This is a genomic window from Myceligenerans xiligouense (assembly GCF_003814695.1).
GTDB classification, from domain to species: domain Bacteria; phylum Actinomycetota; class Actinomycetes; order Actinomycetales; family Cellulomonadaceae; genus Myceligenerans; species Myceligenerans xiligouense.
The window spans coordinates 4,283,796-4,296,762 of sequence record NZ_RKQZ01000001.1; the positions used below are offsets into that span (position 1 = coordinate 4,283,796).

Below are 12,967 nucleotides of genomic sequence, written 5' to 3' on the forward strand. Positions count from 1 at the left end.
TAGCGTGAACCCGATGAAGGAGAGGACTTCCCGATGAGCCACCTCCCCGCGCCGGACGTCACCGCGCGCGAGTTCTGGGCCTCCGAGAGGATGGCCGCTGACCTCGCTCCGGCGATCGCACAGGCCGAACGGTCCCTCGGCACGCCCTGGCCCGAGGCCCGAGCCTCGCAGTTCGCCCGGTTCTGGCGTGACGGCGACCGCAAGGACTACGAGGGCGGTGTCATCGCGCGGCAGCGGCGTCTCACCTATGCCGCGGTCGCGGCCCTGCACACCGGGGACGAACGCCTCGTCGACGAGGTGGTCGACGGCGTGATCCTGCTGTGCGAGCAGTCCACCTGGTGCTGGGCGGCCCACGAGCATGCGCACGGCCGCAGCGGCTACGTCGTGGCCGACGTCACCGACCCGTGCCTGGATCTCGGTGCGGGCGAGGTCGCCGCCCAGCTCGCCTGGGTGGACCATCTGCTCGGGCCGGCGATCGACGACCGGGCTCCGGGAGTCCGCGCCCGCATCCGGCACGAGACACGGCAGCGGGTGCTGCGCCCGTTCACGCATCGCCGTGACTGGTGGTGGCTCGGGGTCGACCGCCCGCTGATGAACTGGAGCCCGTGGATCCAGGGCAACGTGCTCGCCGCCGCCCTCGCACTGGAGGACGACGCGGCCCGGCGTCGCCACATCGTCGACCTGGTCGACGAGGGCATCGCGGCCTACTGGGACTCGCTCCCGGCCGACGGCGGCGTCGACGAGGGCTACCACTACTGGTGGCAGGGCGTGGCCCGCGCGCTGGAGGCGCAGGACCTGCTCGACCGCGCTCGCGGGCGGGAGCCCGGCCTGCCGGCGCCGTCGGACGCCGGTGCGGCCCGCGCCGAGACGATCCGGCAGGTGGTCGCCTTCCCGCACCGGATGCACCTGGGCGGCGAGTGGTACGTGGGTGTCGCCGACAGCCCGGCGCGGCCGATCTGGACCTGGCCGTGGAACCTGGTGCACTCGTGGGCGCGGCGTGTCGGGGACGACGAGGCCGCCCGGCACGCCGCGTCCCACCGCGGCCGTCCGGAGATCTTGTGGGACGAGCGCGTCACGCTCTCCCGGGCGGTGCTGATGCTGTCCGACGACGAGTGGACCGCCCTTCCCGCAAACACCGCACCGCCCCTGGTGGGCGAGGTGTGGCTGCCGGAGACGCAGGTCGCGCTGGCGCGTTCGCGGCCGGGCTCGGGCGAGGGTGTCGCCGTCGCCGTGAAGGGCGGGCACAACGGCGAGAACCACAACCACAACGACGTCGGGGAGGTGCTGGTCGCCCTGGACGGCGTTCCCGTGGTGGTCGACGCCGGAAAGCCGACCTACCGTGCGGGCACGTTCGGTGAGGACCGCTACGAGCAGTGGCCGATGCGCTCGGCGTGGCACAACGTCCCACTGGTCCGCGGCGTCGAGCAGGCCCCGGGCACGGAGTTCGCGGCCAGGTCCATGACGGCCGGGACCGGCAGCACGTGGGCCGCACGGCTCGACCTCGCGGGGGCCTACCCCGTCCCCGGGCTGCACGCCTGGTGGCGCGAGGTGACGCTCGATCGCGCGGCGGAGTCGGTCACGGTCCGCGACGAGTGGTCGTTCGACGACGACCCCGACGGCGGGCCTCCGACGGCGCTGCACTGGCTGCTCGCCGGGGACGTGGAGCTCGATGCGGCGGCGGGGCATGCCACCGTGCGGCACGCCGCCGGCCGGCCGCCCGCCGAGGTCCGCTCGCTCCGGATCACCTGGGACCGGGAAGCCGTCGATCCCGCCCTCGAGGTCCGGGAGATCGACGACGACGAACTGGCCGCCGTCTGGGGTGAACGCCTGACGCGCCTCTCGCTGACGACCCATGAGGAGTCGCGCGCCGGGACGTCTACGGTTCGCCTCGACGCCGTCTGACCGAGCTTCACCCCCTGCGGACCACAAGGAATGGGGCGAAGTCCCGTAGTATCACCGACTGTGATCAGGCTGGGAGCGGTGCAGCTCCTCGGGCTCGTCATCCTCGCGACGAGCCTCGTCGGCGCGGCCGGACCTTCCGCGGCCGCGTACGACCACGAGGCGGAGCTCGGCGTCACCGCCGAGGGTGTCGCCTTCGACGGCCGGCACGTGTCCCGCGGCACGAGTCTCGAGTACACGGTCCGGCCGCTGGACGGCGACAACGCCTCCTACGTCCGGCGCTATCTCAACGGCTCGGAGCGGCACTCCGGGTGGGCCGCCTTCCACGAGGCCCCCGACCGGTACCCGGACGGCTACTGCGTCACCTGGGTCCGCGTCGACCGCTACGACTGGGGCGAATGGATGGACGGGCCGGCCTGCACCGAGCCGGAGGAAGCCGCCCCGGCGGCGACGGAGGAACCGGGCGGCGAGCCGCCGGCGGACGGGCCGGCGGCCGACCCCGCGCCGACCCCCGAGGTGACTCAGCAGCCCACGCCCGCTCCGGAGAATCCGCAGCCCGAGCCCGAACCGTCCCCGTCCCCGTCCGAGCCGACGCCGGAACCGAGTCCCTCCACGCCGGGTCCGAGCCCGAGTGCGAGCCCGTCGGCCGAGCCGGATCCCGTCATCTCGTCGAAACCGAACGACCCGGCGAGCTCGATCATCAGGTCGTTCGGCCGGCCCTCGGCCGCGGCCGACGAGAGCGGCGCGCTTCCGCAGGGCGGGCTCGTCTGGATGTGGCTGATCCTGGGCGGCATCGGCGCGGCCGCCGCCGGCGGGGTGCTCATGATGCTCCGCCGCGGATGAGAATGGTGCGATGAACGTCGCCGGACTGATCCTCACGCCGGGTGCGGGCGCGTCGCGCGACCATCACACCCTCGTCGCGGTCGACGACGCCGTGGCCGCACTCGACCCGCCCGTGCCCGTGCGACGGGTCGACTTCCCGTACCGGATCGCGGGGAAGCGGATGCCGGACCGGCCGCCGGTCGCCGTCGCGCACCTCCGCGAGGTGGCCGCGGAGTTCGCCCGGGAAGCGAGGACGACGACGGACCACCTGCTCCTCGGCGGGCGCTCGTACGGCGGCCGCATGTGCTCGATGGCGGTCGCCGAAGGGCTTCCGGCGGCCGGGCTCGTACTGCTGAGCTATCCGCTGCACCCGCCGGGCAAGCCGGACCGGCTGCGCGTGGACCACTTCGGCGACCTGGACGTGCCGGTCCTCCTCGTGTCCGGCGACAAGGACCCGTTCGGCACGCCGGCCGAACTGGCCGCACACGCCGCCGCCGTCCCGGGCGACGTCACCCACGTGACCCTCCCCGGCGCGCACGACCTGCGCGGCAAGGACGCCGAGGTCGCGCAGGCTGTCGCGAACTGGATCGCGAGCCGCGCACCGTCGCGCGGGTAGCGCTACCCGCGCCCCCGGTTCGCGCCGGGCTGGTACGTGCGCAGTTCGATGCTCCTGCGGGCCGTGGCGCGCAGGTCCGGCAACGACGCCGGGCCGCCGTCCGGGGCCGTCAGTACTCCGGCCGCACGCGCCTGGACCAGGACGTTCCCGAGTGCCGTCGCCTCGGCCGGGCCGGCGTGTACCGGCAGCCCGGCGGCCTCGGCCGTGAGGCGGTTCAGCAGATCGTTCCGCGACCCGCCACCGACCACGTGGATCGCGGTGACCCGAACCCCCGCCAGCTCGCCGGCCTGCCGCACCACGCGGGCATACGCCGCCGCGAGGCTGTCGAGGATCACGCGGGCCGTCGCCGGCCGGGTGTCCGGGACAGCCCGCGAGCCCGCGGCCGACGTCCGACGCCGCTCGATCGCCGCGCGTACCCGGCCCGCCATGTCACCCGGTGCGAGGAACTCCTCGCCGTCCACCTCGACGAGGCAACGGCCGCCCGGCTCGCGCGCGGCAGCCTCCAGGAGTTCGCCCAGGTCGACCGGCTCGCCGTCGGCATCCGACCACTCCCGCACGCACTCGTTGAGGATCCACAGCCCCATGACGTTGCGGAGGTATCGCACGGTGCCGTCGATCCCGAGCTCGTTGGTGAAGTTCGCGTCGCGGCCGGCAGGGCTCAGCACGGGCTCTTCCAGCTCCAGGCCCACGAGCGACCACGTCCCGGACGAGATGTAGGCGGCGGCTTCCGTCGGCGACGCCAGCGGGGACGGCGGGGTCGGCGGAGTCGGCGGGGTCGGCGGAGTCGGCGGAGTCGGCGGAGTCGACGAGGTCGGCGGAGTCGACGAGGTCGGCGGAGTCGGCGGAGTCGGCGGAGTCGGCGGAGTCGGCGGAGTCGACGAGGTCGGCGGCGGCGAGAACGGCAGCGGCGCCGCCGCGACCGCCGACGCCGTGTCGTGGGAGGCGACGGCGAACACCGGCACGTCGGCGAGGCCCGTCACCGCACGGAACTCCGGCAGGAGGCGTCCGACGGCGGTCCCGGGCTCGACCAGCTCCGGAAGGCGCGCCCGCAGGTCGCCCAGTTCCGGAAACTCCGTCGCGAGGCGCGCGATGTGCGCGTCGGACCAGGTCCGGGCTCGGGCGTCGAGCAGGCCGGTGGTGGAGGCGTTCGTCACCTCGGCCACGCGGCGGCCCGTGAGCCGGTACGTCACCAGGTCGGGGACGAGGAGCACCTGCGCGGCGCGAGACCACTCGGACTCCTCCACGCCGCGGGCCTTCTCCGCGCCGGCCTCCTTCTCCGCGCCGGCCACCTCCCCCACGCCGGCCGCCTGCTCCCGCGAGGGCTTCTCCGTCGCGGCCACCGCGTTCTCTTCCGCGCCGGCCGCCCCTGGCGCCGACCTCGACGCACAGGCACCACCGGTTCCCGCAGCGCTCGCGACGAACTGGAACACGGACGTGAACGGCAGATCCTGCAGCCCGTTCACGGCGTAGTGCTCGGCGAAGGGGATCCGTGCGTAGACACGCTCGCGAGCGGTGTCGGTGCGGGGGTCGCGGTAGCACCAGGGCGGGGCCAGCAGGGCGCCGCCGTCGTCCAGGAACCCGTGGTCGACGGCCCACGAGTCGACGCCGATCCCCCGCACCTCGAGCCCTCGCACGGAGGCGGCGGACGCGGCCTCACGAAGCCCCGCCACGATCCCGCGCCACAGCGCCTCGAAGTCCCAGCGCAGGCCGCCGTCGTCCCCGGCGGGTCCGTTCAGGAACCGCCCGCACTCGACCAGCTCGACCCGCGCGGGCCCGGCGTCCGCCGGTTCGGCCGGGTGCAGCACGCCGAGCATCACCCGGCCCGACGTCGCGCCCAGGTCGACGGCGACGAACGCGGCGCCCACCGCGGGCGGGGCTGGCTCGGCCGCCGGCAAGGGGGACCCGGCCGCGGACGGGGTGGGCACCACCGGCGCGAGCCCGGACCCGGACTGGGAACCACTCATCGCAGGAACGCCGCCGCCACGCCCGAGTCGACCGGGACGTGCAGGCCGGTGGTGAGCGGCAGGTCCGGCCCGACCAGCGCGAACACCGCCGCGGCCACGTGGTCCGGCAGCACCTCCCGCTTGAGCAGGGTGCGCTGCGCGTAGAACTGCCCCAGTTCCTCCTCGGGCACGCCGTACACGGCGGCGCGCTTCGCACCCCAGCCCCCGGCGAAGATCCCGGACCCGCGCACCACGCCGTCGGGGTTGATGCCGTTGACCCGGATGCCGTGCTCGCCGAGCTCGGCGGCGAGGAGCCGCACCTGATGCGCCTGGTCGGCCTTCGCCGCGGAGTAGGCCACGTTGTTCGGTCCCGCGAACAGGGAGTTCTTCGACGCGATGTAGACGATGTCGCCGCCCATACCCTGCGCGATCATCGCCCGGGCCGCCTCGCGCGCCACCAGGAACGAGCCGCGCGCCATGACGTCGTGCTGCAGGTCCCAGTCCTTCTCGGTGGTCTCCAGCAGCGGCTTGCTGATCGACAGCCCGGCGTTGTTCACCACGAGGTCCACCCCGCCGAACGCCAGCGCTGCCGCGTCCACGGCGGCGGCGACGTCGTCGGCCGAGGTCACGTTCGCGGCCACGCCCACGGCGACGTCGGGACCCCCGAGCTCGGCGGCCGCGGCCCGCGCCTTCTCGGCGTCCAGGTCGGCGATGACCACGCACGCGCCCTCCGCGGCGAGCCGCCGCGCGGTCGCCTTCCCGATGCCCGACGCCGCCCCGGTGACCAGCGCGACCCGGGTGGCCAGGGCCTTCGGCGCCGGCATCCGGCGCAGCTTGGCCTCCTCCAGCGCCCAGTACTCGATGCGGAACTTCTCCGACTCGTCGATCGGCGCGTAGGTGGAGATCGCCTCGGAGCCGCGCATCACGTTGATCGCGTTCACGTAGAACTCGCCGGCCACCCGGGCGGTCTGCTTGTTCCGCCCGAACGAGAACATGCCGACGCCCGGCACCAGCACGATCAGGGGGTCCGCGCCGCGCATCGCCGGCGGCTCCTCGCCCCGCTCCCGTGCGGCGGCCGCGCCGCGCTCGTAGTAGGCCGCGTAGTCCGCGCGGTACTCGGCGTGCAGCTCGTGCAGGCGCGCGACGACGTCGTCCAGCGGGGCATCCGCCGGAAGGTCCACGACCAGCGGCTTCACCTTCGTGCGCAGGAAGTGGTCCGGGCAGGACGTGCCGAGGTCCGCGAGCGCGGCGAGCTTCTCGCGGGAGAGGAGGTCGAGGACGACGTCGGAGTCGGTGAAGTGCCCGACCTGAGGCGCGTCGGTCGAGGCCAGGCCACGGATCACCGGCGCGAGCGCCGCCGCTCTGGCGCGGCGGCCAGGACGTGACGCGGGGGCGGCGGCCGAGGCGCGGTCCGGGCCGGATCCGGTCTGCCGCGCGGTGTCGCCGGCCCGGCCCGTGGCGGTGTCCGGGGCGGAGGTGTCCGCCTCGCCCGCGGGGGCGTCGTCGGGCAGCGCCTCGAAGCCGGGGCGGACGGGGCCGAACGGGTGCTCGCCCCGCTCGGCGAGGGCGGCCGTGCGGGCGGCGATGAACTCCTCCGCCCTGCGGATGATGTCCAGGGAGCGCTGCTCGCACTCCTCGGAGGTGTCACCCCAGGCGGTGATGCCGTGGCCGCCGAGGACGCAGCCGATGGCCTGCGGGTTCTCCGCCTTGATCGCGGCGATGTCGAGGCCGAGCTGGAAGCCGGGGCGGCGCCACGGGACCCAGACCACCTCGTCGCCGAAGATCTCGGCGGTGAGCGCCTCGCCGTCGGCCGCGGCGGCGACGGCGATCCCGGCGTCGGGGTGCAGGTGGTCGACGTGCGCCGCGTCGACCAGGCCGTGCATGGCGGTGTCGATGGAGGGGGCGGCGCCGCCCTTGCCGTGCAGGCAGTAGTCGAAGGCGGCGACCATCTCGTCCTCGCGGTCGACGCCGGGGTAGGTGTCGGCCATGGCGCGCATGCGGTCCAGGCGGAGGACGGCGAGGCCCTGGGGCCGCAGCGTGCCGAGGTCACCGCCGGAGCCCTTGACCCACAGGAGCTCGACGTCCTCGCCGGTCACGGGGTCGGTGGCGGCACCCTTGGCGGAGGTGTTGCCGCCGGCGAAGTTGGTGACGCGCGGGTCCGAGCCGAGGCGGTTCGACCGCGCGACGAGTGCGTCGACAGCGGCGTTGGTCTCAGGGGTGGTCATCTGCTGCTCCCTAGCTGTCCTGCGGAAGGGTCCTGCGGGGTCGGTCATGTCGAGTGGCGCGGGTGATGCGGCCGGCCTGTTGTCGAGTGCTCGGCCACTCCTCCTACGCGCCCCAGCCCGCCTGGGCGCCGCCGATCCGCTCGGCCGCGATCTTCTCGGCGTAGCCCGAGGCGGCGTAGGCGGACATGGGATCGGGGTCCAGGCCCTGCTCCTCGCGAAGCTCGGCGAGGAGGGGCCGGGTGTCCGTGTTGTAGGCGTCCATGAGGACGCCGTGCGCGCCGAGCACGTCACCGGCCCGCTGGGCGGCGGCGAGCGCGTCGGCGTCCACGAGCAGCGCCTTGGCCGTGGCCTCCTGCACGTTCATCACGGACCTGATCTGGCCGGGGATCTTCGGCTCGATGTTGTGGCACTGGTCGAGCATGAAGTTCACGCCGGAGTCCGGGGCGAGCGCGCCAGCCTGGACGATCTCGTGCATGATCCGGAAGAGCTGGAAGGGGTCGGCCGCCCCGACCATCAGGTCGTCGTCGGCGTAGAAGCGGCTGTTGAAGTCGAACGCGCCGAGCCGGCCCTGCCGCAGGAGCTGGGCGACGATGAACTCGATGTTCGTCCCCGGGGCGTGGTGGCCGGTGTCGAGCACGACGTCGGCGCGATCGCCGAGCGCCATGCAGTGCAGCAGCGAGGTACCCCAGTCGGGGACGTCGGTCGAGTAGAAGGCCGGCTCGAAGAACTTGTACTCCAGCACCATGCGCTGGTCTTCGTCGAGCGCGGCGTAGATCTCGGCGAGCGACTCGGCCAGGCGGTCCTGGCGGGCACGGATCGAGTCCTGGCCGGGGTAGTTGAGACCGTCGGCCAGCCAGACCTTGAGGTGCGCCGACCCGGTGGCACGCATGACGTCGACGCACTGCTTGTGGTGGTCGACCGCCTTGCGCCGCACGGCCGCGTCCGGGTGGCAGAGCGAACCGAGCATGTAGTCGTCGTCCTGGAAGACGTTCGAGTTGATCATGCCGATGGTGACGCCCAGGTCGGCGGCGTGGCGTGACAGGTCGGAGAAGTCGTCGACCAGGTCCCACGGGATGTGGAGGCTGACCCGCGGCGCGATACCGGTGTACCGGTGCACCTGTGCGGCGTCGGCCAGCTTCTCGTACGGGTCGCGGGGGACGCCCGGCTGGCCGAACACCTTGAACCTGGTCCCCGAGTTCCCGAAGGCCCATGACGGGAGCTCGATGGTCTGGTCACGGAGTGCCGCCTTGGCTGATTCGGGCGTCATCGGCACGGCTCCCTTCCGGCGCATCGTCGCGCGCAGCGGTGTGGCACCCGACGGGCGCCTTGAAACGATTCAAGGCGACACTAACCGGCGCCGTGCTCTGCGGTCAAGCAGCGGGCGCCCGTCACCCCTCCCGGGTCTCCGGCAGTCCGGCCGCCCGCAGCTGGCCCTCGAGATGGAAGACCTCGTCGAGGATCACGAAGCCCTCGTCGGGATTGCCCGCGTCGACGAAGAAGCCGGCCATCTCCGCCTGCCACCGGGCGTTGACCTCCGTGGCGGCCATACCCGCCTGCGCGGCGTCGTAGTCGTCGGTCTCGAGGACGCCGACCAGCAGGCCGTCGTCGCGCAGGTACAGGTGGTAGTCGCGCCAGCCGGTGTCGCGGAGCGCCTCGAGCATCTCCGGCCAGACCGCGGCGTGCGCCGCGCGGTACTCGTCGAGCCGGTCGGCCCGGACCCGCGAGGTGAAACACACACGCCCCCGCCGCGGGCCGCGCCCAGCCGCCGGGCGAACCGAGGAATCCGTCATCGTTGACCTCCCACTGCGTTTCGCGCCCGAGGTGACTGCGCCACCGCCCACGACGCTCGATCCGTTGAAACGCTTCAGAAGGTACCGGACAAGAGGCCCGCGCGCCGCAGGCCCCGGAGCCGCACGGGAGGCTCCGCCTCGCGGACGAGGGCCGGCCGCGTCGGCGTCACCGCGGCGAATCGCTCCATAATGAGGCATGGCCAACTCCACGAAGGCGTCGAAGGCGGCAGACCCGGCGAGCACGCGCACGCCCCGCCGTCGGGCATCGATCACCGACGTCGCCAAGGCCGCCGGTGTCGCCGTCGGCACCGTCTCGAACGTGCTCAACAAGCCCGACCGCGTGCTCCCCGCGACCCGCGAGCGGGTCGAGGCAGCCATCGCCGAGCTCAACTTCGTGCGCAACGGATCGGCTCGGCAGCTCCGCGCGGGCACGCTGACCAGCGTCGGCGTCGTGGTGCTGGATCTCTCCAACCCGTTCTTCACGGACGTCGCGCGCGGCATCCAGGACCGCCTGGAGCGCGACTCCTTCACCCTCATGGTCGCCGGATCCGACGAGGACCTCGACCGCGAGCGCCGCTACCTGCGCCTCTACGAGGAGCACGGGGTGCAGGGCGTCATCGTCAGCCCGGCCACGGACGACATCGACCATGTCCTGGCACTGCGCGAACGCGGCACGGCGGCCGTGCTGCTGGACCGGCCGTCACCGGTCCCGGAGCTGGCGTCGGTGGCGGTGGACGACGTGTCCGGCGGCCGTCTCGCCGTCGAGCACCTGATCGCCCGGGGGCACGAGCGGATCGCCCTGCTCAACGGCCCGCACACGATCCGGCAGTGCCGGGACCGCCGCGAGGGTGCCGCCGCCGCGATGGCCGACGCCGGCCTCGATCCCGAGACCGCGCTGGTGGAGATCACGGTGCCGAGCCTGACCCCGGACGGCGGCGAGGCGGGGATCCGCGAGGTGATCGCGCTGCCGGCCGCCGCGCGCCCGACCGCGGTGTTCTGTGTGAACGACCTGGTGGCGCTGGGCGTGCTGCGCACGCTCCGCCGCGAGGGCGTCGCGGTCCCGCAGGAGATGGCGGTGGTCGGGTACGACGACGTCACGTTCGCCGCGGAGCTCGCCACGCCCCTGAGCTCGGTGCGGCAGCCCACGCTGGAGCTGGGCACCCGCGCGGCGGACCTGCTGTTCCGGCCGGAGGGCTCGGCGCCGGAACAGGTGGTGTTCGAGCCGGAACTGGTGGTCCGGGAGTCGTCCGCAACCCGCTGAAGGCTCCCCGGCGCCACCCCCGCCCACCCGGCCCCAGCCCGCCCCACGGACACCCAACAGCGGCACCGAAGGTGAGGCGGGCGGGAGCCGGGGCGTCACCGCCTTCTGCTCATGCCTACCCCACCGGCCGGCGCAGCACGCGGACCGCTCCGGCCGGGACCGTCAGTGAACTCGTCACCGTCTCGCCGGTCAGGAGCTCCTTCCCGGAGGTGGCATCGGTGTCCGACGACGGTCCGGGCGCCCCGGTGTCGAAGGTGACCTCCGCGTCGGTGTGGTTGATCAGGAAGACGAACTCCGCGTCGTCGGCGACCCGGCGCACCACCTCGACCCCCTCCGGCAGCGGGGCCGGCGGGAGCACGCCCGCCTCCTCGGCGACGCGGCGGGCGATGTGGGCGACGCCGTCGTCGGACAGGCGGGTGGCGACGTACCAGGCGGAGCCGGCCGAGGACGCCGGGCCCGAGGCGCCCGCCGAGCCCGAGGCGGCCGGTGCGGCCGAGCCCGCCTGTGCGGCTGAGCCCTCGTGTCCGGCCGAGCCCGCCTGTCCCGCCGAGGCCGCCGACGGCCCGGTGCGTTCGACCTGCTCGGGGCCCGGGCGTACGCCGTCGTTCCCGACCGTCCGGCGCGTGATCGCCGGGCGGCCCGGAAGGGGGCCGTCGTCGTAGGCGGCGATCACCTCGACGTCGGCGGCGGCCGTCGACTTCTCCGTCCACAGGCCGGCGGTGAGGCCGCCGTCCGGCAGCGACGCGCCGGTGACGCGCACCGCCTCGTCCTCCTGGAGCGGGAAGAACTCCTCGGACCGCACGCCGAGGAGGTCGCGGTAGGCGCCGGGGTACCCGCCGAGACGGATGTGGTCGTTCTCGTCGGCGATCCCGGAGAAGTACGTGACCAGCACCGTCGCCCCACGCTCGGCGGCGGCGCGCACGCGGGCGGCGTCGGCGTCGGACACGAGGTACAGGGTCGGCACCACGACCAGGTCGTAGTCGTCGAGGTCACGGGACGGCGGCACGATGTCCACCGTCACCCCGAGCCGCCACAGCGCCTTGTACCAGGCGAGGACCTGATCCGGGTACCGCACCTGGGTGGGGTGCACGTCCTGGTCGCAGGCCCACCAGGCGGGCCAGTCCAGGACCAGCGCGGTCCGCGCGGCCACGCGGGAGCCGCGCACCTCCCCGAGCGCCTTGACCGCCCGGCCCAGCCCGACGACGTCCCGCCACAGGTCCGAGTCCGTCCCCGCGTGCGGCACGAGCGCGCTGTGGTACTTCTCGGCGCCCGCCTTGCTGGCGCGCCACTGGAAGAACATCACGGCGTCGGACCCACGCGCGACGTGCGCCAGCGAGTTCCGCAGCATCTCCCCGGGCTCCTTGGCGCGGTTGCGCTCCTGCCAGTTCACGGCGCTCGTGGAGTGCTCCATGAGGATCCACGGGTCGCCGCCCGAGATTCCGCGGGTCAGGTCGGCGCTGAGAGAGAGCAGCAGGTGCCGGTCCGGGTCGGCGGCCATGGTGTAGTTGTCGTTCGCGATCACGTCCATGTCGTCCGCCCAGGAGAAGTAGTCCATCTCCTTGTGGCTTCCGGCCATGAGGTTGGTGGTGGTCGGCACGTGCGGGGTGATCTCGCGGAGGGCGTCGCGCAGGTCGCGGTAGTAGTCGAGAAGCGCGTCGGAGCTGAACCGGTCGAAGTCGAGCCGCTGGGTGGGGTTGGCGAAGGCGGTGGTGTCCAGCGGCGGGAGCACGTCGTCGAACGAGCCGTACCGCTGCGACCAGAACGCCGTACCCCAGGCCTCGTTCAGCCCGTCGAGGTCGCCGTAGCGCTCACGCAGCCAGTCGCGGAAGGCGTCGGCGGCGGCCGGGGACCAGTCGCGCGGGTTGTGGCAGCCGATCTCGTTGTCGACGTGCCACAGCGCGAGCGCCGGGTGGTCGGCGTACCGGCGCGCGACACGCTCGGCCATGGCGACGGCGTAGTCGCGGAAGACCGGGTGGTGGATCGAGTACGTCTGCCGGGAGCCCTGCGCCAGGACCGTGCCGTCGGAGCGCTGGGGAAGGATCTCGGGATGCCTGCGGGTGAGCCACGGCGGCGCGGCGGCGGTAGCGGTGGCCAGGGCGACCTTGATGCCCGCCGCGTGCAGGCGGTCCATGGTGGTGTCCAGCCAGGCCCAGTCGAACTCGCCCTCGCGGGGCTCGATCGTGGCCCACGCGAAGATCGCGAGGCTGACGATGTTCACTCCCGCCTCGCGCATGAGCTCGATGTCCTCGAGGCGGACGTCGTCGGGCCACTGCTCCGGGTTGTAGTCGCCGCCGAACGCGAGCCCGTCGAGGCCGGCGTTCCAGGGGCGGATCCCGGCAGGGTCGAAGCTGCCGGGAGAGGTGCGTCGTCGCATGGATGGATCCTGTCTCGAAACGGTTGGGGGGTCGATG

At 73.7% G+C, this 12,967-nt stretch carries 9 protein-coding genes; 4 read left to right on the forward strand and 5 right to left on the reverse strand.

Annotated features, from left to right (window positions below):
• The first annotated feature begins 33 nt into the window (after positions 1 to 33).
• From EDD34_RS18705 to EDD34_RS18715, 3 genes are read left to right on the forward strand one after another with little or no spacing between them, the layout of a single operon-like run.
• Entirely contained in the window at positions 34 to 1,902 is a 1,869-nt protein-coding gene (locus tag EDD34_RS18705; RefSeq protein WP_123815909.1) for a heparinase II/III domain-containing protein, read from the forward strand.
• 60 nt (positions 1,903 to 1,962) lie between these two features.
• Positions 1,963 to 2,742: a hypothetical protein gene (locus EDD34_RS21445; RefSeq protein ID WP_123815910.1), complete on the forward strand. Its 780-nt coding sequence runs from the start codon at positions 1,963 to 1,965 to the stop codon at positions 2,740 to 2,742.
• Positions 2,743 to 2,752: 10 nt separating this feature from the next.
• Positions 2,753 to 3,337, forward strand: coding sequence for an alpha/beta hydrolase family protein (locus EDD34_RS18715; protein ID WP_123815911.1), 585 nt, complete (start codon positions 2,753 to 2,755; stop codon positions 3,335 to 3,337).
• A 2-nt stretch (positions 3,338 to 3,339) separates the two neighbouring features.
• Here the strand turns inward: EDD34_RS18715 and EDD34_RS21295 are convergent, their stop codons facing one another.
• The 4 genes from EDD34_RS21295 to EDD34_RS18735 all read right to left on the reverse strand — a co-directional run bounded on the left by EDD34_RS21295 (position 3,340) and on the right by EDD34_RS18735 (position 9,295).
• Positions 3,340 to 5,301, reverse strand: coding sequence for a rhamnulokinase (locus tag EDD34_RS21295; protein WP_246012563.1), 1,962 nt, complete (start codon positions 5,299 to 5,301; stop codon positions 3,340 to 3,342).
• Positions 5,298 to 7,505 (reverse strand): bifunctional rhamnulose-1-phosphate aldolase/short-chain dehydrogenase, encoded by a 2,208-nt coding sequence (gene rhaD / locus EDD34_RS21300; protein WP_123815912.1) that lies wholly within the window; start codon positions 7,503 to 7,505, stop codon positions 5,298 to 5,300. Before rhaD ends, EDD34_RS21295 begins: the two co-directional genes overlap by 4 nt.
• Positions 7,506 to 7,608: 103 nt before the next feature.
• On the reverse strand, positions 7,609 to 8,772 hold the full coding sequence (gene rhaI, locus EDD34_RS18730; protein ID WP_211341635.1) for an L-rhamnose isomerase: 1,164 nt from the start codon (positions 8,770 to 8,772) through the stop codon (positions 7,609 to 7,611).
• Between the two features lie 121 nt (positions 8,773 to 8,893).
• Complete coding sequence (locus EDD34_RS18735; protein WP_123815914.1) at positions 8,894 to 9,295, reverse strand: L-rhamnose mutarotase; 402 nt, start codon at positions 9,293 to 9,295, stop codon at positions 8,894 to 8,896.
• A 196-nt stretch (positions 9,296 to 9,491) separates the two neighbouring features.
• On the opposite strand from EDD34_RS18735, the gene EDD34_RS18740 reads away from it, so the two are divergent.
• Positions 9,492 to 10,556, forward strand: a complete 1,065-nt coding sequence (locus EDD34_RS18740) for a LacI family DNA-binding transcriptional regulator (protein ID WP_123815915.1) — start codon at positions 9,492 to 9,494, stop codon at positions 10,554 to 10,556.
• Between the two features lie 115 nt (positions 10,557 to 10,671).
• On the opposite strand, the gene EDD34_RS18745 is transcribed toward EDD34_RS18740, so the two are convergent.
• Positions 10,672 to 12,930 (reverse strand): beta-galactosidase, encoded by a 2,259-nt coding sequence (locus EDD34_RS18745; protein WP_123815916.1) that lies wholly within the window; start codon positions 12,928 to 12,930, stop codon positions 10,672 to 10,674.
• Between the last annotated feature and the right edge of the window lie 37 nt (positions 12,931 to 12,967).

What these genes read in the sequence shown, in the direction of transcription:
- EDD34_RS18715 (WP_123815911.1), top strand. Translation starts at nt 2,753, where the DNA reads ATGAACGTCGCCGGACTGATCCTCACGCCGGGTGCGGGCGCGTCGCGC.
- rhaI (WP_211341635.1), bottom strand. Translation starts at nt 8,772, where the DNA reads ATGACGCCCGAATCAGCCAAGGCGGCACTCCGTGACCAGACCATCGAG.
- EDD34_RS18745 (WP_123815916.1), bottom strand. Translation starts at nt 12,930, where the DNA reads ATGCGACGACGCACCTCTCCCGGCAGCTTCGACCCTGCCGGGATCCGC.
- EDD34_RS18740 (WP_123815915.1), top strand. Translation starts at nt 9,492, where the DNA reads ATGGCCAACTCCACGAAGGCGTCGAAGGCGGCAGACCCGGCGAGCACG.
- EDD34_RS21295 (WP_246012563.1), bottom strand. Translation starts at nt 5,301, where the DNA reads ATGAGTGGTTCCCAGTCCGGGTCCGGGCTCGCGCCGGTGGTGCCCACC.
- EDD34_RS18735 (WP_123815914.1), bottom strand. Translation starts at nt 9,295, where the DNA reads ATGACGGATTCCTCGGTTCGCCCGGCGGCTGGGCGCGGCCCGCGGCGG.
- EDD34_RS18705 (WP_123815909.1), top strand. Translation starts at nt 34, where the DNA reads ATGAGCCACCTCCCCGCGCCGGACGTCACCGCGCGCGAGTTCTGGGCC.
- rhaD (WP_123815912.1), bottom strand. Translation starts at nt 7,505, where the DNA reads ATGACCACCCCTGAGACCAACGCCGCTGTCGACGCACTCGTCGCGCGG.